Annotated in this window: 11 protein-coding genes; 8 read left to right on the forward strand and 3 right to left on the reverse strand. The window is 62.4% G+C overall.

The genetic code is table 11. From position 1 onward, the window contains the following. The first annotated feature begins 34 nt into the window (after nt 1–34). Both LV475_RS09315 and LV475_RS09320 read left to right on the forward strand, forming a co-directional pair. Nucleotides 35–1,378, forward strand: a complete 1,344-nt coding sequence (locus tag LV475_RS09315; protein ID WP_136867213.1) for an efflux RND transporter periplasmic adaptor subunit — start codon at nt 35–37, stop codon at nt 1,376–1,378. After that, nucleotides 1,375–4,512: an efflux RND transporter permease subunit gene (locus tag LV475_RS09320; RefSeq protein ID WP_247709514.1), complete on the forward strand. Its 3,138-nt coding sequence runs from the start codon at nt 1,375–1,377 to the stop codon at nt 4,510–4,512. The genes LV475_RS09315 and LV475_RS09320 overlap by 4 nt, the downstream gene beginning before the upstream one ends. A gap of 86 nt (nt 4,513–4,598) precedes the next feature. On the opposite strand, the gene LV475_RS09325 is transcribed toward LV475_RS09320, so the two are convergent. The 3 genes from LV475_RS09325 to LV475_RS09335 form a co-directional block, all read right to left on the reverse strand. Beyond that, on the reverse strand, nt 4,599–5,318 hold the full coding sequence (locus LV475_RS09325; protein ID WP_169303627.1) for a 3'-5' exonuclease: 720 nt from the start codon (nt 5,316–5,318) through the stop codon (nt 4,599–4,601). Between the two features lies 1 nt (nt 5,319). Then, nucleotides 5,320–7,206, reverse strand: coding sequence for a DUF294 nucleotidyltransferase-like domain-containing protein (locus LV475_RS09330; RefSeq protein ID WP_136867210.1), 1,887 nt, complete (start codon nt 7,204–7,206; stop codon nt 5,320–5,322). 67 nt (nt 7,207–7,273) lie between these two features. Next, nucleotides 7,274–8,281 (reverse strand): NAD-dependent epimerase, encoded by a 1,008-nt coding sequence (locus tag LV475_RS09335; protein ID WP_250106183.1) that lies wholly within the window; start codon nt 8,279–8,281, stop codon nt 7,274–7,276. Between the two features lie 675 nt (nt 8,282–8,956). On the opposite strand from LV475_RS09335, the gene LV475_RS09340 reads away from it, so the two are divergent. The 6 genes from LV475_RS09340 to LV475_RS09365 all read left to right on the forward strand — a co-directional run bounded on the left by LV475_RS09340 (nt 8,957) and on the right by LV475_RS09365 (nt 19,489). Continuing rightward, nucleotides 8,957–11,833 carry a ribonucleoside-diphosphate reductase subunit alpha gene (locus LV475_RS09340; RefSeq protein ID WP_136867208.1) on the forward strand — a complete coding sequence of 959 codons (2,877 nt, stop codon included), beginning with the start codon at nt 8,957–8,959 and terminating at the stop codon, nt 11,831–11,833. Nucleotides 11,834–11,924: 91 nt separating this feature from the next. Further along, a complete protein-coding gene (locus LV475_RS09345; RefSeq protein ID WP_136867207.1) occupies nt 11,925–13,109 on the forward strand; it encodes a ribonucleotide-diphosphate reductase subunit beta in 1,185 nt (394 codons plus the stop codon). A 217-nt stretch (nt 13,110–13,326) separates the two neighbouring features. Next, nucleotides 13,327–13,908, forward strand: a complete 582-nt coding sequence (locus LV475_RS09350; RefSeq protein WP_204742155.1) for a TnsA endonuclease N-terminal domain-containing protein — start codon at nt 13,327–13,329, stop codon at nt 13,906–13,908. Beyond that, nucleotides 13,905–15,974 (forward strand): Mu transposase C-terminal domain-containing protein, encoded by a 2,070-nt coding sequence (locus tag LV475_RS09355; protein ID WP_125198995.1) that lies wholly within the window; start codon nt 13,905–13,907, stop codon nt 15,972–15,974. Before LV475_RS09350 ends, LV475_RS09355 begins: the two co-directional genes overlap by 4 nt. After that, nucleotides 15,967–16,983, forward strand: a complete 1,017-nt coding sequence (locus LV475_RS09360) for a TniB family NTP-binding protein (RefSeq protein ID WP_204742156.1) — start codon at nt 15,967–15,969, stop codon at nt 16,981–16,983. Before LV475_RS09355 ends, LV475_RS09360 begins: the two co-directional genes overlap by 8 nt. A 19-nt stretch (nt 16,984–17,002) precedes the next feature. After that, nucleotides 17,003–19,489: a TniQ family protein gene (locus tag LV475_RS09365; protein WP_284047288.1), complete on the forward strand. Its 2,487-nt coding sequence runs from the start codon at nt 17,003–17,005 to the stop codon at nt 19,487–19,489. Nucleotides 19,490–19,675 lie beyond the last annotated feature (186 nt).

Genomic DNA, 19,675 nt, shown 5'->3' on the forward strand with positions numbered 1-19,675 from the left:
TCCAGTTGCCTGCACGAAGGACCCGCGGAACACCATGCAGCCATCCGATACCCCGTCCGATACCCGGTCCGATGACTCGGCACCCCCGTCCCGACCGCGACGCTGGCTGTTTCGGTTCCTGCTTCCCCTGCTGATCCTCGGCGTGGCGATCGTCGCCTTCCTCGCTCTGAAGGCAAGTAAGCCCGACGCTCCCCAGGCTCAGCCCGAGGAGCGTGCCTGGCTGGTCGAGACCATGATCGTCGAACCGGCCACGCGCCACCCGGTACTGACGCTCTACGGCGAAGTCGCCAACCCCGACCGACTCTCGATCAACGCCCCGCTGTCCGCGCGGGTCGCCGCCGTCCCGGTCGAGGATGGCCAGTCCGTGACCCGAGGGGAGCGCCTGATCGAACTCGATTCCCGCGACTTCCAGCCCGCCCTGACGCGCGCCAGGGCCAACCTTGCCGATCTCGAGGCACAGATCCGCGAGGCGCGGGCGCAGCACGAATCCGATCGCCAGGCACTGGCCCTGGAACAGGAAATCGTGCAGAACGCCGAGACGGCCCTGTCGCGCAGTCGTGACCTGCGGGGTCGCAACCTCGCCTCGCAGGCCGACGTCGACAACGCCCGGGATGCCCTGAGTCAGGCGCGACTGGCCCTCAATACCCGCCGCGAACGCCTGGCCACGTTCGATGCCCGGCTCGCCGGGCTCGAGGCCCGCCGCGAGGCCGCCAAGGCCGACGTGCTGGCCGCCGAACGCGATCTCGAGCGTGCCCGCGCCGAAGCCCCGGCCGACGGCCTGGTCGGCAACGTCGAGGTCACGGCGGGCGACCAGGTCGCCGCCAATGCCACCCTGCTGACCTTCTACCCCTGGGACGGCTTCGAGGCACGGGCCCTGATTCCCTCGAAACGGGTTGCCTCGATGCTCGAGGCGTTACGGGCCGGCGATCCGCCCCGGGCCCGCACGCGGGAGTCCGGCGCAGCACTCGAACTCGAACGCATCGCCGCCGAGGCCAGCGGTCAGGGCGCAACCGGACGGTTCCGTTATGTCGAGCCCGACCCGTCGCTGCGCGCCGGCCAGGTCGTGACGATCGAGCTTAAGATGCCGGCGGTCGATAATGCCGTCGCCATCCCGCACAGCGCGCTGTACGGCAACGATCACGTCTACCGTATCCGCGACGGACGACTGGAACGCGCCCGGGTCGAGCGGCTGGGCGAATACCGCGGCGATGACGCGACCGGCGAGCAAGGCGCCCTCCTGGTGCGCGCGCCGACCCTCGCGGCCGGCGATCGCCTGGCGACCACCCAGCTGCCCAACGCCGTCGACGGCCTGAAGGTGCGCTGGGAGGACAAGGCGGCCAGCCCAGGCAGTCCCTCCACGGCCGGGGCCGACGAATGACCGACGGGCAGCCGCGCGGCGTGCTGGAGCGTTTTGCCCGTCACCGGGTCGCCCCGCACCTGGTGATGCTGCTGATGGTCCTCGGCGGGCTGTTCGCCCTCTCGCGGATGAACATCCAGTTCTTCCCCAATTTCGCCGTGGACATCGTCACGGTCTCGGTGGTCTGGACCGGCGCCTCGGCCGAGGACGTCGAACGCGGCATCACCAACCCGCTCGAGGAACGCCTGCGGGCCGTGCCCGACGTGGACACCATGACCTCCACCTCGGCCCAGGGCATCTCCACCATCACGCTGGAGTTCCTGCAGGGCACCGATCCGGTGCTCGCGCTCAACGACGTGCGCGAGCAGGTCGACACCTTCCGCAACTTCCCCGCCGATGCCGAAAACCCGCAAATCAGCCGGGCGCCCAAGTTCGACCCGGTCGCCCGCCTGCTGGTCTACGGCGACGTCGAGCGCGGCGCGCTGCGCCAGTGGGTCGATCGCTTCGAGCGCGAGCTGATCGACCGGGGCATCGACCGGGTCACCGTCAACGGGGTGCCCGAACAGCAGATCGCGATCGAGGTGCCTTCCGCCTCGTTGGCCGCACTCGGCCAGTCGTTGCCGCAACTGTCGGAGACGGTCGATGCCCTCTCGCGCGACGTGCCGGCCGGCGAGTTCGGCAGCGCCGACGGCGGCCGGGAGCTGCGCGCGGTCGAACAGCGCCGCCGCCCCCTGGAATTCGCCAACCTTTCGGTCATCAGCAGCCCGCAGGCGCGCCTCGACCTCGACCAGATCGCACGCATCATCCAGGAGCCGCGGCGCGATTCGCTGCTGCTGCGCCATGAGGGCATGCCGGCGGCCGAACTGGTGCTCCAACGCGCCGAGCACGGCGACAGCCTGGAGTCGGCGCGGGCGCTGCAGCGATGGGTCGACGAGACGGCCCCGACCCTGCCGCCCGGCATGCACGTCAAGGCCTACGACCAGTCCTGGCAGCTGATCCGCGACCGCATCAACCTGCTAGTCACCAACGGCGCCGGCGGCCTGATCCTGGTCCTGGTGCTGCTCTACCTGTTCCTGCCCGGTCGGGTGGCCTTCTGGGTCGCCGCCGGTATCCCGGCCGCCTTCCTCGCCGCGCTGGCGATCCTCTGGCTGATCGGGGGGTCGATCAACATGATCTCGCTGTTCGCCCTGATCATGGCGCTCGGGGTGATCGTCGACGACGCCATCGTGGTCGGCGAGGACGCCGATGCCCACTTCCGTCACGGCGAGGCGCCCCTGCTCGCCTCGCAGGGGGCGGCGCGGCGGATGTTCTGGCCGGTGATGGCCTCGTCGCTGACCACCATCGCCGCCTTCATGCCGCTGCTGGTGGTCGGCGGCACCATCGGCCAGATCCTGCGCGACATCCCGGTGGTGATGATCTGCGTGATCGCCGCCTCGCTGGTGGAGGCCTTCCTGGTGCTGCCTGGCCACCTGCGCGGGGCCTTCAGTGGCCGACATCGCGATGACCGGCTCGGCCAACGCCAACCCGGCCGACTGGCGCGCCTCCGGGCGGGTTTCGATCGCCGCTTCGATCACTTTCGTCAGCAGCATTTCCGGCCGGCGGTGCGGTTCGCCATCGGCCATCGCGGCGTGACGCTGGCCACGGCGGTCGCCACGGTCATCCTCGCCGTCGGCCTGCTCGCGGGCGGGCGTTTGGGCTTTACCTTCTTCCCCACCCCCGAGTCGCAGATCGTCTACGCCAACGCCACCTTCGTTGCCGGCACCGACCGCGAGCGCATGAGCGCGTTCATGGACGAGCTCGAGCGCAGCCTCGAGCAGACCGAGGACGAGCTGGGCGAGCCACTGGTGCAGACCGCCATCGTCCGGTTGGGCGGGACCATCGGGGCGGAAAGCGGCACCCAGGGCGACCAACTCGGGTCGATGCTGATCGAGCTGGTCGAACCGGACGCCCGCAGCACCCGCAACGCCGAGTTCATCCGTACCTGGCGGGAGAACACCCGCGTGCCGCCGGGCATGGAAAACTTCTCGATCAGCTCGCGCCAGGGCGGACCGCCGGGCGCCGACCTGACCGTGCGCCTCAAGGGCGGCACCACCGACGATCTGAAAAACGCGGCCGTCTCGCTCGCCGAGACCCTCAAGGGCGTGCCGGGCGTGGTCGACGTCAGCGACGACCTACCCTACGGGCGCCAGCAGATCACGTTCTCGGTCAATGCCCAGGGCCGGGCACTCGGGCTGACCACCATCGACGTGGGCAACCAGCTGCGCGCGGCCTACGATGGCGCGTTGAGCCAGATCTACCAGTCCGGTCCCGACGAGGTCGAGGTCCGGGTGCTGTTGCCGCGCGCCGAACGCCGGCAGATCGCCTCGCTCGACGACATCAGCATCCGCACCGACGACGGCAGCTTCGTGCCGGTACGCCAGGTGGTGGACCTCGGCTCGCAGCGCGGTTTCGAGGCCATCCGCCACGCCGAGGGCGTGCGCGCCGTCGAGGTATCCGCGGAGATCAACCGCGAGCTGGCCAACGCCGAGAACCTGCGTGCCGCCCTCGAGCGCGACACCCTGCCGGAACTGGCCAGCCGCCACGGCATCGGCTACAGCTTCGAGGGTCGACAGGCCGACCAGCGCGAGACCATGGCCGACATGAAGTTCGGCCTCTACCTGGGCCTGGCCCTGATGTACATCGTGCTGGTCTGGGTGTTCTCGGCCTGGACCCTGCCCCTGATCGTGCTCACGGTCATCCCGCTGGGGCTGGTCGGGGCGATCTTCGGCCACTGGGCGATGGGCATCGAGCTGACCATCCTGTCGCTGTTCGGCCTGTTCGGCCTGTCCGGGATCGTGGTCAACAACGCCATCATCCTGGTCGCCTTCTACCGCGATCAGCTCGCCGCCGGGCTGTCGGTCGACGAGGCCCTCGAGCAGGCCGCCGTCCAGCGCCTGCGCGCGGTGATGCTGACCTCGCTGACCACCATCGGCGGCCTGACCCCGCTGCTGTTCGAGACCTCGCTGCAGGCGCAGTTCCTGATCCCGATGGCCACCTCGATCGCCTTCGGCCTGGGCTACTCCACCCTGCTGGTGCTGTTCGTCATCCCCGCCCTGCTCTCCCTGCGCGAGAGCATCAGCCAGCGGGTGATGCCGGCAAATGCCGAGGCGGCGTAGGCGATCGGGCATCGCGCCTGAAGGCGCTCCTACGAGATCGATTCGAGCGTAGGGGCGGCTTTAGCCGCGATGCCCCGACCCACGCTTCACAACACCGACAACAGGTTCCGCACCGCCAAGCGCCCGGTGGGCGAGACGCGATCCTGGCACAGGGCCGAGTGCAGCTCGGCGGTGGCCAGGGCGTCGATCAGGGCGTGGTGGGCGTGGTAGCGCGGCAGGTGGTAGCGCCCGCGCAGGGCATCCAGGCGCAGCTCGCCCGGGCCGTGGTGCAGGTGGCGGCGCTCGAAGCCCTGTCGAGCCAGTAGCAGGGTGTCGATCACCGGAATGGCTAGCCCCGCGCCGAAGTGCCGCCGGCAGGCGGCATTGAGAAAGGCGATCTCGAAGCGCGCGTTGTGCGCGACCAGCACGCGGCCGGTCAGCGCCTCGAGCACCTGCTCCAGGGCGACGCGCTCGGGCAGGCCCTCGGCGGCGGCATCGTCGGTGATGCAGTGGATCACCGCGCTCTGCTCGGGGATGCCGATCCGCGGGTTGATCACCTCGTGGTGCGCGGTACCCAGATCGATGGTCGGGCCGCGCATCACCACCCAGCCCACGCTCAGCAGGCGATCCTGGCGCGGGTCGAGCCCGGTGGTCTCGAAATCGAGCACCAGGTACTCGCCCTGGCGCCAGTCGGCATCGATGTCGGCCACGGGCGTATCGAGAAAGTGGACCAATGCCGAGTCGGGCTTGGCCCGGCGGCGGTGATAGCGCCGGCGCAACGCGAGCCAGCTGGCATGCGGAAACCAGGACAGGCGCAGGCGGGCCATCTCAGCGGGTGCCGCTGACGTCGAAGTGGGCACGCACCCAGCGCTGGTGGTCATCGACCACCCGGAAGGCATCGCGCAGGTGATCACGCTCCAGGCCCGAGAGCCGGTCCGGGTCGAGCCGGTTATCCAGCGGTTCGCCCCGCCGGGCCTGGGCGGCCTGGTGGCGGGCGCGCAGCACGTAGAACAGGCGCCAGGCATCGACCAGCCCGGCCGCGGCCGAGGCCGAGAGGCCACCGGCCGCCGACGCGGCCTGCAGGCGACGCACGGTGTGCAGCTCCGGCAGCCCCAGGCTGACCGCGTGCAGGCGAGCAAGGTCGGCAATCGGCATCAAGCCGTAGCGCTTGAGATCGAGCCGATCGTCGTGTTGCTCGTCGTCGACCACCACCAGCCGGCGGAAAAAGCCCAGCGGCATGCGGATGGCCAGCGCGTTGTTGGCCAGGCGGCGCTGGAAGATGGTGTTCGATACCGCCAGCGGGCGCACCGTGTCCCAGAGGGCATCGAGCAGCGAGTCGTTTCCGGCGACCACGCGCATGTCGAAGAAGTTGGTCGCCAGCATGATCGAGTGCGGCTCGGGCTGCTCGATCCAGTCGCGGAAGATGCGGGCCCAGCCGGCCACCGACTGGCGCCAGTCCGGGGTAGTCGCCATGGTCTCGCCCGGGCACGGCTCCAAGCCCGCCGCGGCGAGGCCCTCGGTGACAAACTGGGCGAAGCGCTCGAACCACTCTCCGTGCTGCGCCGGGTCGAAGGCCTCATCGAGGATCAGGGCGTTGTCCTGGTCGGTGAACGCGGTCTGCTCGCGTCGACCCTGGCTACCCAGCGCCGCCCAGGCCCAGTCGACCGGCGCCGGGCCAAGCGCCTGCTCGGCCAGTTCGGTCAGCCGGCGGGTCATGGCGTCGGTGACCGTAACCATCGCCTCACCCAGCGGCTCGGCCTCCGCGCCGATCGCGACCAGTTGCGCCTCGAGATCCGGCAGGCGCGACCCGACCCGGGCGATCGCCTCGAGGTCCGGGGCGGCCATCGCATCGCGGACCAGGTGAATCGAATGGGTGCCCTGGTGGCGCAACAGGTCGGAGGTCGACAGGATACCCACCAGCGCGCCGTCCTCGGCGACCACCGGCAGGTGGTGGATATTGTGCCGCGAGAACAGAAGCGAGGCCTCGAATGCCGAACTCGTCGGGGCGACCGTGATCAAGGACTCGGTCATGATCTCGCGCAACGGCGAATCGACCGACACGCCCGCGGCCAGGCAGCGCCGGCGCAGGTCTCGATCGGTGACCAGTCCCACTAATCGTTCGTCCTCGACCAGCAACAGCGCCGAGACCTGTGCCTCGGTCATGATCTCGGCGCCCTGGCGGATGGGGATGTCCGGCGAGGCGGTGATCGGCTCGCGTCGCCGCAACGCCTCGACCGTTGCCGCCATCAGTGCCTCCGGGCGACCGCCCTGGCCCAGCTCGCTCAGGGCGCGCTCGAGCCGCTCGCGACGGCTGCGCTCGAAGCGCCAGGCAAACACCGGATGCGCCTCGAGCAGATCCTCGAACGCCGGCAGCGGCAACTGGTAGAGCAGGCTGTCCTCGACCACCGCCACGGCGGGCGTCTCGGCAGTGTCCTCCCCCCGGGCCTCCGGCTCGGTCGGCTGGGGGGCGTCGAGGTAGAGATCGGTCTCGCCGAGTTTCTCGCGCAGGCGCCCGTCGGGCTCGCGCACGGCCAGCGCGCCGCTGCGCACGATCCACAGGCCGGGCTCGGCATCGGGTGGCGGGAACGGGCGACCGCGGCGCAGGTAGCGCACCGTCAACCGCCGTGGCAGGGCGTCCAGCACCTTGCCCGGCAGCTCGGCGAAGGCCGGCACCTCGGCGATGAAATCGCGTATTTCCCAGAGTTCCGCGGCCATCTTGGCTCCTTGCCGGTCGGGCCAGGCCGACGGGCCCGGCGTGGCGATTCAATCAGCGGATCGGCCCTCAGACCCCATAGTAGCCGCGATACCACTCGACGAAGCGGGCCACGCCCTCCTCGACCGGCGTGCTGGGCGCGTAGCCGACGTCGTTCTTGAGGTCCTCGACGTCAGCGTAGGTGTCCGGCACGTCGCCCGGCTGCATCGGCAGGAGATTCAGTTCGGCCTTCTTGCCGGTGGCCTCCTCGATCAGCTCGATGTAGCGCAGCAGTTCCACCGGTCGGTGGCTGCCGATGTTGTAGACGCGCCAGGGGGCGAACGAGGTGCCGGAGTCGGGGGTCGCCGCGCTCCAGTCGGGATTCGCGGTGGCGACGTGATCGAGCGTGCGGATCACCCCTTCGACGATGTCGTCGATGTAGGTGAAGTCGCGGCGGTGATGGCCGTGGTTGAACACGTCGATCGGCTTGCCCGCGAGGATGTTCTTGGTGAACTTGAACAGCGCCATGTCCGGGCGCCCCCAAGGGCCGTAGACAGTGAAGAACCGCAGGCCGGTGGTGGGCAGGTCGTAGAGCGAGGCGTAGGTATGCGCCATCAGCTCGTTGGCCTTCTTGGTCGCGGCGTACAGCGACAGCGGATGGTCGACGTTGTGGTGCACCGAGAACGGCATCTCGGTGTTCGCGCCGTAGACCGAGCTCGACGAGGCGTAGACCAGGTGACCCACGTCGTTGTGGCGGCAGCCCTCGAGGATATTGGTAAAGCCCACCAGGTTGGCGTCGATGTAGGCGTGCGGATTCTCCAGCGAATAGCGCACCCCCGCCTGGGCGGCCAGATGCACCACGCGCTCGGGTTTGACGCGCTCGAACAGGCCGGCCATGCCGGCGCGATCGGCGACGTCGAGTTTCTCGAAGGAAAAGCCCTCGCGGTCGGTCAGCCGGGCCAGGCGGGCCTCCTTGAGGCTCACGTCGTAGTAGTCGTTGAGGTTGTCCAGCCCGATGACCGTGTCGCCGCGGTCGAGCAACCGCGCCGATAACGTCGAGCCAATGAAACCGGCGGCGCCGGTGACCAGAATCCGCATGCCTGCTCCCGTGACAATGGTGGTGCGCCCCAGGTGGCGGGGCCGTGTGGCCTTGATTATGCCTGCCGCGACACCCCCCTCCAACCGGGCCCACGACGCGGGTCGGGATGGGCCAGCCATCCCGGGCGGACCACCCGGTTCCCACCCCGCGTCCGACCCCACCCCCAAGGCTGGAAGACAAAAATTTTTTTCCTGCCCGCGGGTTTTATTGATGGCGGCAACGGCCGGTCGACGGACAGCCGTGTCAGGACGCGGGGTTAGCGGTTTTTCCACCGCGTTTATCCACAGGCTGTGCACGGCTTGCCCAGATGCTTCCAACAAGTCCCGCACCGATTAATACACAGCATATAGTGGTATTGACTCCATCAGAGCACAGTATTTGCGATTTCCCCAGTTGACTTTGCTTGGCCAGCGACCACAATCAAGGCTCTCGAGGGGGCCGCGATCGACTCGATCGTCAGCCCCGACATCGCACGGCGAGTCGCCCGGTGATCCCCCAGGCGGCGACACCGGGACCGGCCGTGCGACCAGACTCGGGCCGTCGCGCTGGCGACGCCAGACGCGGCCCATCCACGCCCCGGCATGCGGGGCGTGGCAAGGACAATTCACGAACAGGGAATCGGCGTCCCGCGCGAGCGGGCCTTCGAACCAGACCACAGAGGACGGATCAGCGGCATGAGCACCAGTCAGACAGTAGAAACCCCGACCCAGGCGTACCACGAGCAGACCGGCAACGCGGCCAGCGGCATCGAGAACGCCGCGGCCACCCCGGGCCAGGTACGCGTCATCCGCCGTAACGGCAAGCTGACCGCCTACGATCCGTCCAAGATCAAGGTCGCCATGACCAAGGCCTTCCTGGCCGTCGAGGGCGGTGGCGCGGCGGCCTCCGCCCGCGTCCACGAGTCGGTCGAGGCCCTGGTCTCGCTGATCGACCAGGCCTTGAAGCGTCGCCTGCCCGGCGGCGGCACCGTCCACATCGAGGACATCCAGGACCAGGTCGAGCTGGCCCTGATGCGCGAGGGCCACCACAAGGTCGCCCGCGCCTACGTCCTCTACCGCGAGCAGCAGGCCCAGAAGCGCGCCGCGGAGATGGAGGAAGAGAGCGAGACCACCAGCGAGAAGCCGGCGATCCGCGTCACCCGCTACGACGGCACCACCGAGCCGCTGGACACCGTGCGTCTGTCGCGCCTGGTCGACGAGGCTTGTGCCGATCTCGAAAGCGTCGACAACCAGCGCATCGTCGACGAGACCATCCGCAACCTCTACGACGGCGTCGCCGAGCACGAGGTCAGCACCGCGTTGGTGATGAGCGCGCGCACCCTGATCGAGATCGACCCGGCCTACTCCCAGGTCGCCGCCCGCCTGCTGCTCGACTCCATGCGCACCGAGGCGCTGCGCTTCGTGCACAACCCGGTGACCGCCTGCACCCAGGCGGAGATGGCGACCATCTACCCGGACTACTTCAAGGAATACATCAAGGTGGGCGTCGAGCACGAGCTGCTCGACCCGACCCTGCAGCAGTACGACCTCGAGCGACTGGGCCAGGCACTGGATCACGAGCGTGACCTGCAGTTCACCTACCTCGGTCTGCAGACCCTCTACGACCGCTACTTCCTGCACCAGGACGACGTGCGCTTCGAGCTGCCGCAGGCGTTCTTCATGCGCGTGGCGATGGGTCTGGCGATCAACGAGATCGACCGCGAGGAGCGTGCGATCGAGTTCTACCGCCTGCTGTCGTCGTTCGACTTCATGTCCTCGACCCCGACGCTGTTCAACTCCGGCACCCTGCGCCCGCAGCTGTCGAGCTGCTATCTCACCACCGTGCCGGACCACCTCGACGGCATCTACGGCTCGATCCGCGACAACGCGCTGCTGTCCAAGTTCGCCGGGGGCCTGGGCAACGACTGGACCCGCGTCCGGGCGCTGGGCAGCCACATCAAGGGCACCAACGGCAAGAGCCAGGGCGTCGTGCCGTTCCTCAAGGTGGCCAACGACACCGCCGTGGCGGTCAACCAGGGCGGCAAGCGCAAGGGCGCGGTCTGTGCGTACCTCGAGACCTGGCACCTGGACATCGAGGAATTCCTGGACCTGCGCAAGAACACCGGTGACGACCGCCGCCGCACCCACGACATGAACACCGCCAACTGGGTGCCGGATCTCTTCATGAAGCGCGTCGCCGAGGAAGCCGAGTGGACGCTGTTCTCGCCGGCCGAGTGCCCGGACCTGCACGACCTCTCCGGCACGGCCTTCGAGAAGGCCTACGTCGAGTACGAGGCCAAGGCCGAGCGCGGCGAGATCAAGAACTTCCGCAAGATTCCGGCGGTCAACCTGTGGCGCCGCATGCTCTCGATGCTGTTCGAGACCGGCCACCCGTGGGTGACCTTCAAGGACCCCTGCAACCTGCGCTACACCAACCAGCACGCCGGCGTGGTCCACAGCTCGAACCTCTGCACCGAGATCACCCTGCACACCAACGACTCCGAGATCGCCGTGTGCAACCTCGGCTCGGTCAACCTCGCGCAGCACACCACCGAGAACGGCATCGACGAGGAGAAGGTCGAGCGCACCATCAGGACCGCGATGCGCATGCTCGACAACGTGATCGAGTACAACTACTACTCGGTGCCGCAGGCGCGCAATTCCAACCTGCGCCACCGCCCGGTGGGCCTGGGGATCATGGGTTTCCAGGATGCGCTCTACAAGCAGAAGATCCCGTACGGCTCGGATGCGGCGGTCGAGTTCGCCGACCGCTCCATGGAGACGGTCAGCTACCACGCCATCTCCGCCTCCAGTGATCTGGCCGCCGAGCGCGGTCGCTACGCGAGCTACGAGGGCTCGCTGTGGAGCCGCGGCATCCTGCCGATCGACTCGATCGAGCTCCTGGCCGAGTCGCGTGGCGAGTATCTCGACATGAACCGCGACCAGACCCTGGACTGGAACGCCCTGCGCAAGAAGATCAAGAAACAGGGCATGCGCAACTCCAACACCATGGCGATCGCGCCGACGGCGACCATCTCGAACATCTGCGGCGTCTCGCAGTCGATCGAGCCGACCTTCGAGAACCTGTTCGTGAAGTCCAACCTCTCGGGCGAGTTCACCGTGGTCAACCCGTACCTGGTCCGCGATCTCAAGGACCGCGGCCTGTGGGACGAGGTCATGGTCAACGATCTCAAGTACTTCGACGGTTCCGTACAGGCGATCGACCGCGTGCCGGACGAGCTCAAGGCGCTGTACGCCACCGCCTTCGAGATCGACCCGCGCTGGCTGATCGAGGCCGGTTCGCGCCGCCAGAAGTGGATCGACCAGGCCCAGTCGCTCAACCTCTACATGGCCGAGCCGTCGGGTCCGAAGATCGACAACATGTACAAGCTCGCGTGGGTGCGTGGCCTCAAGACCACCTACTACCTGCGCGCCGCCTCCAAGACGCGTATCGAGAAGACCACGATGAACAAGCTGGACGGCAAGCTACGCGGCGTCTCCGCCGATCCGGCGGCCGCCGCCGGCCCGAAGGCCTGCTCCATCGACGATCCCGAGTGCGAGGCCTGCCAGTAAGGCCCGCGAAGGCACTACCGAATTGACGTGAATACCGCCGGGCAGCCGCCCTGCCCGGCCCGGTGAGAACCGGAAGAAAAAGGAGAGAACCATGCTCGATTGGAATGACCCGCTGAAGAAAGGCAACGACGAACCCGCCCACGCCCCGAACGCGGCCAGCGTGATGCCGGCCTCCTACGACGATGGCCAAGAGCATCACTTCGACCCGACCGCCGCCGAAGGCGCCGACCAGACCGGTCTGGGTGGTATCGAGGCCAACGCCGGGCGCGTCGACGTCTCCGAAAAGCGCATCATCAACGCCAAGGCCGACGTCAACCAGCTGCTGCCGCTCAAGTACCAGTGGGCCTGGGAAAAGTACCTCGCCGGCTGCAACAACCACTGGATGCCCACCGAGGTCTCCATGCAGGCGGATCTGGCCCTGTGGAAGTCCAAGGACGGCCTGACCCAGGACGAGCGCAACATGGTGATGCGCAACCTCGGCTTCTTCGCCACCGCCGAGAGCCTGGTCGCCAACAACATCGTGCTTGCCGTCTACGAGCAGGTCACCAACCCCGAGTGCCGCCAGTACCTGCTGCGCCAGGCCTTCGAGGAAGCGGTCCACACCCACACCTTCCAGTACATCGTCGACAGCCTGGGCCTGGCCGAGGGCGAGCTGTTCAACATGTACCGCGAAGTCCCGTCGATCACCGCCAAGGACTCCTGGGCCCTGAAGTACACCCAGAACCTCTCCGACGGCACCTTCAACACCTCCACGCAGGACGGCGCCCAGAACTTCCTGCGTGACCTGGTCGCCTTCTACGTGGTGTTCGAGGGCATGTGGTTCTACACCGGCTTCGCGCAGATCCTGTCACTGGGCCGTCGCAACAAGATGACCGGCATCGCCGAGCAGTACCAGTACATCATGCGCGACGAGTCCATCCACCTGAACTTCGGCATCGACCTGATCAACCAGATCAAGATCGAGAACCCGGAACTGTGGGGCGAAGCCTTCCAGCACGAAGTGCACGAGATGCTGCGCGAGGCCTGCGAACTCGAGATCGACTACGCCCGCGACACCATCCCCAACGGCCTGCTCGGCCTGAACGCCGAGATGTGCGAGGAGTACATGCACTTCATCACCAACCGCCGCTGCAGCCAGATCGGCCTGGCCGAGCTGTACCCGGGCGCGACCAACCCGTTCCCGTGGATGAGTGAGGTGGTCGACCTGAAGAAGGAGAAGAACTTTTTCGAGACTCGGGTTACCGACTATCAGACTGGGGGCGCCCTCACCTGGTAAGCCAGAACAAACTGTGAAGTGACGAATAAGGTGAAAACTGAGACACATAAAGTGAAATAAAGTGACGAATAACTTGAAAACGGAAAGAGCTTGACCTAAAGGGGTGTCCGTAGGGCGCCCTTTTTTTATGAGGTTTTCAGTGGCAAAGCATGGAGCACGCAAGATCACGAACCGAGGCCGACGCGATCGCGTCATTGGCCAGTTCATGAGCGTAAAGATGAAGAAAGCAGTCTGGTGGGAATCCCAACTGGAAAGGGACTACTGTTACATTTTGGAGCATGACCAGGATGTCATCGCCTACCGATCCCAGCCAATCACGATTTCATACAGCTTCGAGGACAAGATCCTCAAACATACCCCGGACTTCGAGATCATACGCCGAGGATTGGACCTTCCGCAGTACGTCGAGATCAAGCCGGACGAGAAGGCTATGAAGGACGAGTTCATTCGCCTGCATCAGGCTCGCAGCGCCTTCTTCCACGCGCGGGGGTGCGAATACCTCCTCCGCACCGGTAGCCAGATTCGGGAAGGACACCGACTCAACAACATCAAGCTGCTCTACCGTTATGCACAAACACCACTCGACCCTTTGGTGGTGGCTGGACTGCACCACAACGTGCCCACACATTCCGAGCTTTCCATGGAAGAGTTGATTGCCCAGTGTGCCGACTATGGTGCCGACCGGTCGGTCTGCTACGCCCTGATGTACCAAGGTCAAATAGTGTTTGACCTGGACAAGCCGATTCGGCCTGACATGTCGGTCAAAGCGGCCTGGTCTGCTCAGGAGGAATCATCATGAGCCGTTACCAGTTTACTCCTGGCCACCACATCGCCTACCGCGGCGGCATCTGGCACATCGACAGCTCAGACCCTAATACTCAAGTATTGAGGCTTCGCAGGCTAAGTGATGGCCAAGTCATCTCTATGCCCATGAAGGAAGCTGTTGAACTGTTGGTTCGAGAGGCAATCGAATTTGTCAGCTACGAAGAGGCAACGACAACCACTCCGAATGTGAGCCATTGGGTCTTGGCAGACTTTGCCTCCAAACCTGCAGAGCAAAAGAAAAAAGGATTGCGACGCCTTAAATACGTTCAAGCGGTCAATGAACTTAATTTGGAATCCTTCACGGAAAAAACCTTGACGCCCGTCATTGCCAATGTGGCTAAAGAGATTGGCGATCCCAAACCGCCCTCTTGGATTTCATTGTATCGATGGATCCGTGCCCACAAGCAGGCTGGATCAGATATCCGAGCCCTCTTGGACGACAATGCGAGCAAAGGCAATCGTCGCAACCGTCTTAGTCAAGGAGTGACGTCAATCATTAAGCAGTCGATTGACTCGGTTTTCTTCCGTCTGAGCGCTCCGAGTGTTGCGTCGGTCTACGAGGACATTCTGTTGCGTATTCACAAAGAGAATCGGATGCGCAACCCAGATGATGCCTTGGTAGCTCCTTCCTATCGAACAGTGCTCAGACAGGTGCGCAAGCTTGACCCTATGCTGATCACGGAAAAGCGTAGGGGCAAGCGTGCGGCCGAACGCGAGTTTCGTGCCTATGGCCAAGGCGTGGTCACAACGCGCCCCTTGGAGCGTGTGGAGATAGACCACACCCAACTAGACATGTTCGTAATTGATGATGAGAGCCACCTGCCCCTAGGGCGGCCTTATCTGACCGTTGCCTTGGATCACTTCACGCGATCGGTCGTAGGCTTTTACATCAGCTTCACGCCGCCCAGTGCGATTAGCGTCATGGAATGCTTGAAACATGCCATTTTGCCGAAGGTGGCGCTACACGCGAGTTACCCCAAGATAAGGAATACTTGGGATGTTTACGGCGTATTCGAGACACTTGTAGTCGACAATGGCAAGGAATTTTACAGCACAGCATTTGAGGAGGCTTGCCTTCAACTAGGTATAAACATCCAGTATTCACCGCCCCGGCAACCTTGGTACAAATCATCGATCGAACGCTACTTCGGTACCGTAAACAGGAAGTTGATCGACAGCAATCCCGGCAAAAGCATGAAGGAGCTGGTTCAGTTGGCTGAGTACAATCCAGCCAAGGACGCGGTCATCATGTTCTCGTCTTTGGTGGAGATCATGCATATGTGGGTTGTCGATATTTATCAGCAGACGTTCAATGAACGCATCGAAGACACCCCGTCTGCCAAATGGCGCAAGGCGGTTGAAAAATTCCCCCCGATCCTCCCCAGAAGCAAGAGCGAACTTGAAGTAGTGCTCGGCTTGCAAGAGACGCGAAAGATTCAACCCACTGGCGTCCAGTTCGAAGGACTGCGCTATAACTCACCCAGCCTCGCTCACCTACGTCGCCGCTTGGTGGACAAACCTGTGGTCGACATCAAAATCGATCCCTCGGATATCTCGCATATCTATGTTCTGGACCCGATCAAACAGGAATACATCCGGATTCCGGCCGTGAATCAGGAGTACACCGCAGGCAAGACGCTGTTCCAACACCAAGTCATTAAAAACAACGCACGCGAACACGCCCAGTCCACCGTCAATATGGCGGCCTTATTCGAAGCCCAAGAGCGAATCCAGAAGGTCATCGAAAACGACCGCGGCCTAATTAAAAAACGCAAGGGAACCCAGAAGCTGGCACGATTCAACAATGTTTCCCAGAAGACCAAAGATTCGCGCACGGGACCGATTTCAGAGGAAAGCATCTCAAGAGATGACCTCATTCAAGAGAATGAAACTAATCAGGAAGAAACTGTTGCTGATGCGACACCACAAAGCGCCAAGCCCAGCGAGGATGAACTCCTTGCGTCGTTGTACGAAGACACCGATGGCTGGGAGGCAGGATATACGCTGAAACGCAAAGGAGAGGAGGAGAGGGGTGAGTAAATTTGGAGAGCTTGCGAACGATGAGCTCGATCGCATTCGCTGGATCGAACAGATTTATGTCATGTACCCGCGCATCAGGGAACTGGTAGAACTCATTGGGGAGTGCCACGAGGCCTCGAAAATCACGGCAGAACCCCAATGTATGTTCCTAACCGGTAGTTCTGGTGTCGGAAAGACCAGTTTGATACAGCAATACCTGGAACAGTACCCGCCCATCGATGAGACGGATCGAACCCATGTACCTGTATTTCACGCAGAGATCCCTGCCAAAGCAACTATCAAGGGTGTCGCCACGGCCCTACTGGACTCTCTTGGTGACCCAGCTCCTGATCGCGGAACCACTGTCACCCAAGGTCAGCGCCTAGCCCATCTGATCGAACATTGCGGCGTTGAACTCATTCTGCTGGACGAGTTCCAGCACTTGATCGACAACAAGACCCAACGTGTTGTTCAGGACGTTTCTGACTGGATTAAGTCATTGATCAATAGCACGAAGGTGCCGATGATATTGATCGGGATGCCAGAGTCAGAGGCTATCCTTGAAACGAGTCCTCAACTTAAACGCCGTTTCATGGTGCGAAGACGCCTCGCCCCGTTTTCATGGAAAACAGATCAGGGACAGGTTGAATTCCGAAAATTCCTAGCCGAGGTCGAAAAGAAGCTTCCTTTGCAAGCTGCATCTCACTTGGCTGAAATAGATCTCGCGTTTCCTCTCTACATCGCCAGTCATGGCACAGCGGCCAATGTCATGACCTTGATCAAGCAGGCGGCCCGATTCGCCATTCAGGATGGTGATCACAAATGGGATGCTGGTCATTTTGCCCGGGCGTACGAGCGGAGAAGCATCCAAGGCGACGAGTTCCCTCAGAACCCGTTTCAAGTGGACCTGGAAGCCATCAAAACGTGGCCGATGGTACAGAAAGAGTTCGAAAATCCGCTTGGTACCAGCAACAGGATTCGCCCCAAACAGAAAAAACTGACTGCCTCCGAGGTGCTAAATCGCAGTTGATTGCCATGGGGTATACACAATGACGCAGACGGCCAGACGAAAACTGCTAATCCGACCAGCCCCGATGTCGGACGAAAGTCTGCCGGGTTACCTAGTACGCCTAACTGAAGCCAATGCGTATGACTCGCCCAGTGTGATCCTTGGGCTGACCGGTTTGGCTAATAGCAATAGCTGGCTTTCACGCATCCCACCCATCGCCAAAGGCCAGGCTAACCTCAAACCCTTGGCCGCGATCGTCGACAAGACGAGTGAAAGCCTTGAGGGACTGAGCTATCAACCAGTTTCAACAGACTCCGAACTTCGGCTGAGAGTCGGCCTAGCCCAGGTCCCAAGCAACCTGCTCTCATTCCGAAAACCCGCTGTTTGCGTTAAGTGCCTTACAGAGAGTGAATATCACCGGCAACTATGGGACCTCGCACCCTATACCGCCTGTCACGCGCATGGGATTGAGCTGACCAGTTTATGCACGGCATGCGGAGAGTATATCAACTGGGCGAGACCAAGTGTGTCCAAGTGCCGGTGCAACGCGGATCTCACGGCTGTCAAGCCCGTCAGTGCAGATGAGGAGAAGCTCCTCGTATCGCGCATGGTGGCCGAGTGCATTGAAACGGGGACGATAACTGATCACCCCCTTGTCAGAGACATGGCCTCACTTGGAGCGCTACTCCATATAGGTTACATGCTCACCAAGAAACGGCCTTGGTCAGGCGCCACGCTTGGCATTAGGGACTGTCCGGTCGAGGAGCGCCGTAACGATGTGGCTACAGCCTTCGCGCCCTTCTCTCAATGGCCTCTAAGCTTCGAAATATTCTTGAGAGACGTCATTAAAGTTGAGCGCGCCAAATTCCCTTTTTTTAGCACTTCTGCACTCATGCACCGTGTGAGCATGACCCTAGACCGCTTCCCCTATAAAGATGAGCAACCGGCGGTCTATAACACAATAATGGACAAGTTCCACGATTTTATTGCCTCGGATGAGGCCCGAGCAATCTCCCCCCTCGACCCACCTAGAAAACCTGAAACTCTCGGTCTGATAGGGTCGAAATCAACAATCGGGCTACTCGATGTAACAGCTCCGAGTTTTGCATCACTTGCTAAGCACCATTTGCCAGACCCCCAAGAGGATGGTTGTTACTTTTTCAAAGACGTCATAGGTTTAAAGAACACTTTAGATCAACTCGTTACCCTAAAGGAAGCCGCGCACATCCTTGGCATTTCGCCTCATAATGCCAAACTCCTGCTTAGTGCCGAAGTCATCAAAGCTTTTCGCGGACCTCAGATCGACGGCTACCGAGACATTCTAATCGATGCTATGACCCTCAACCAGATGTTGGCCAAGATTGACGAACGAAACGTCCTATTAAGCAACGAGGATCGTCGAGGCAGTGTAGCAGTTTCTGAGTACCTTAAAACGCACAAGAACTCGTCCACCAAGAAATTTTCACAAATAATTCAAGCAACATTAGACGGAATTATAAATGTTGTCGGATTCGACAAGGAGCTAGGTCTCTTAGGGATATATCTCGACAAGGCCTCCCTACTACGTTTTATCGGGATAAATGATCCTGATCGGGATAATTTGCTCACGGTGGATGACTTAACCAGAAAACTCAACCTCTACAAGAGTGCTGTTTACCAACTCATGGCGAACGGATTGATCCAATTCCAGAGGCGTAAGATCAATCATCGAACCCCCCAGCGCTACATCACAAAATTGGAATTAATTCACTTCCGAAAGCAGTATGTTTTGGCCCGGGAGATTGCCACAAAACATGGATTTAATGTCACAAACTTAGCTGAACGCCTCATGAATGCGGGTGCGACGCCAGTATCTGGCCCTGGAATAGACAGTGGCCTAATCTATGTATTCCCCCGGCGCCAGGTTGACCAACTAGACATGTCCGAAATCAAGCGCAATACGATATATAGAACTCGCGCAGGCCGGCCAAAAAAAGGTGAGCGAAGTCTTCGTGCTGAAGCTGAGACCCGTTATATGGATTCCGAAGATGTGGCTAAGTTGTTGGGCAATATAAGCGTCCAGAAAGTCGCCCGCCTTGTGAAGGGCGGATTCCTAAAACCGTTGGAGCATGGCGGCGCGCTCGGCAATAAGCGTTTCTTCTCTCGAGAAACAGTAACAGCCTATCTAGAAGCGTACCAGGATAACAAAGAACTCGTCGGACTAGAGCATGTGACGAAGTGGCTAGGGATTGCCAAGCGTCGCCTTGAAATCGACTGGCTCAAGCCCAAACGCCTTGTACTTGTTGACGATGGTCTCGGTGGTCGCTATGCCAAGCGAGGAGATCTGGAACGCATCAAAGCGTTACGGGGTTTTGCAGTCAGCACACAGGAATTAGCAAACCTGACTGGGAAGACGCGGCAAGATATCGGCAACGCCATACGTCTTGGCAAGCTTTCTCCAATTTCCGGCCCGGGGGTGGATGAATTCAGCAATTACATGTTCGACCACGAGATTGGAGTTCAGGCGATCCTTCCACAAAATGACTAGGCTACTCGTTATTTCCAAAATCTGTGGAATTAAGGATCCAGACGCCAACTCCCAAACTTGCCATACTCACTCAACCTGTCAGTGCAAAACAGGCCGCCCACGCCTGTCTGAATGAGTCGACAGGTAGGCATTACCAATACCTCCGCACGAGCGACCGTACCAACAGACTGGCACTCGCAGGAAGCA

The organism is Guyparkeria hydrothermalis (assembly GCF_023555375.1).
In the GTDB taxonomy this organism is placed as follows: Bacteria; Pseudomonadota; Gammaproteobacteria; order Halothiobacillales; family Halothiobacillaceae; genus Guyparkeria; species Guyparkeria hydrothermalis.

Coding starts and splice junctions, on each gene's coding strand:
- LV475_RS09315 (WP_136867213.1), top strand. CDS start 35: ATGCAGCCATCCGATACCCCGTCCGATACCCGGTCCGATGACTCGGCA.
- LV475_RS09320 (WP_247709514.1), top strand. CDS start 1,375: ATGACCGACGGGCAGCCGCGCGGCGTGCTGGAGCGTTTTGCCCGTCAC.
- LV475_RS09325 (WP_169303627.1), bottom strand. CDS start 5,318: ATGGCCCGCCTGCGCCTGTCCTGGTTTCCGCATGCCAGCTGGCTCGCG.
- LV475_RS09330 (WP_136867210.1), bottom strand. CDS start 7,206: ATGGCCGCGGAACTCTGGGAAATACGCGATTTCATCGCCGAGGTGCCG.
- LV475_RS09335 (WP_250106183.1), bottom strand. CDS start 8,281: ATGCGGATTCTGGTCACCGGCGCCGCCGGTTTCATTGGCTCGACGTTA.
- LV475_RS09340 (WP_136867208.1), top strand. CDS start 8,957: ATGAGCACCAGTCAGACAGTAGAAACCCCGACCCAGGCGTACCACGAG.
- LV475_RS09345 (WP_136867207.1), top strand. CDS start 11,925: ATGCTCGATTGGAATGACCCGCTGAAGAAAGGCAACGACGAACCCGCC.
- LV475_RS09350 (WP_204742155.1), top strand. CDS start 13,327: ATGAAGAAAGCAGTCTGGTGGGAATCCCAACTGGAAAGGGACTACTGT.
- LV475_RS09355 (WP_125198995.1), top strand. CDS start 13,905: ATGAGCCGTTACCAGTTTACTCCTGGCCACCACATCGCCTACCGCGGC.
- LV475_RS09365 (WP_284047288.1), top strand. CDS start 17,003: ATGACGCAGACGGCCAGACGAAAACTGCTAATCCGACCAGCCCCGATG.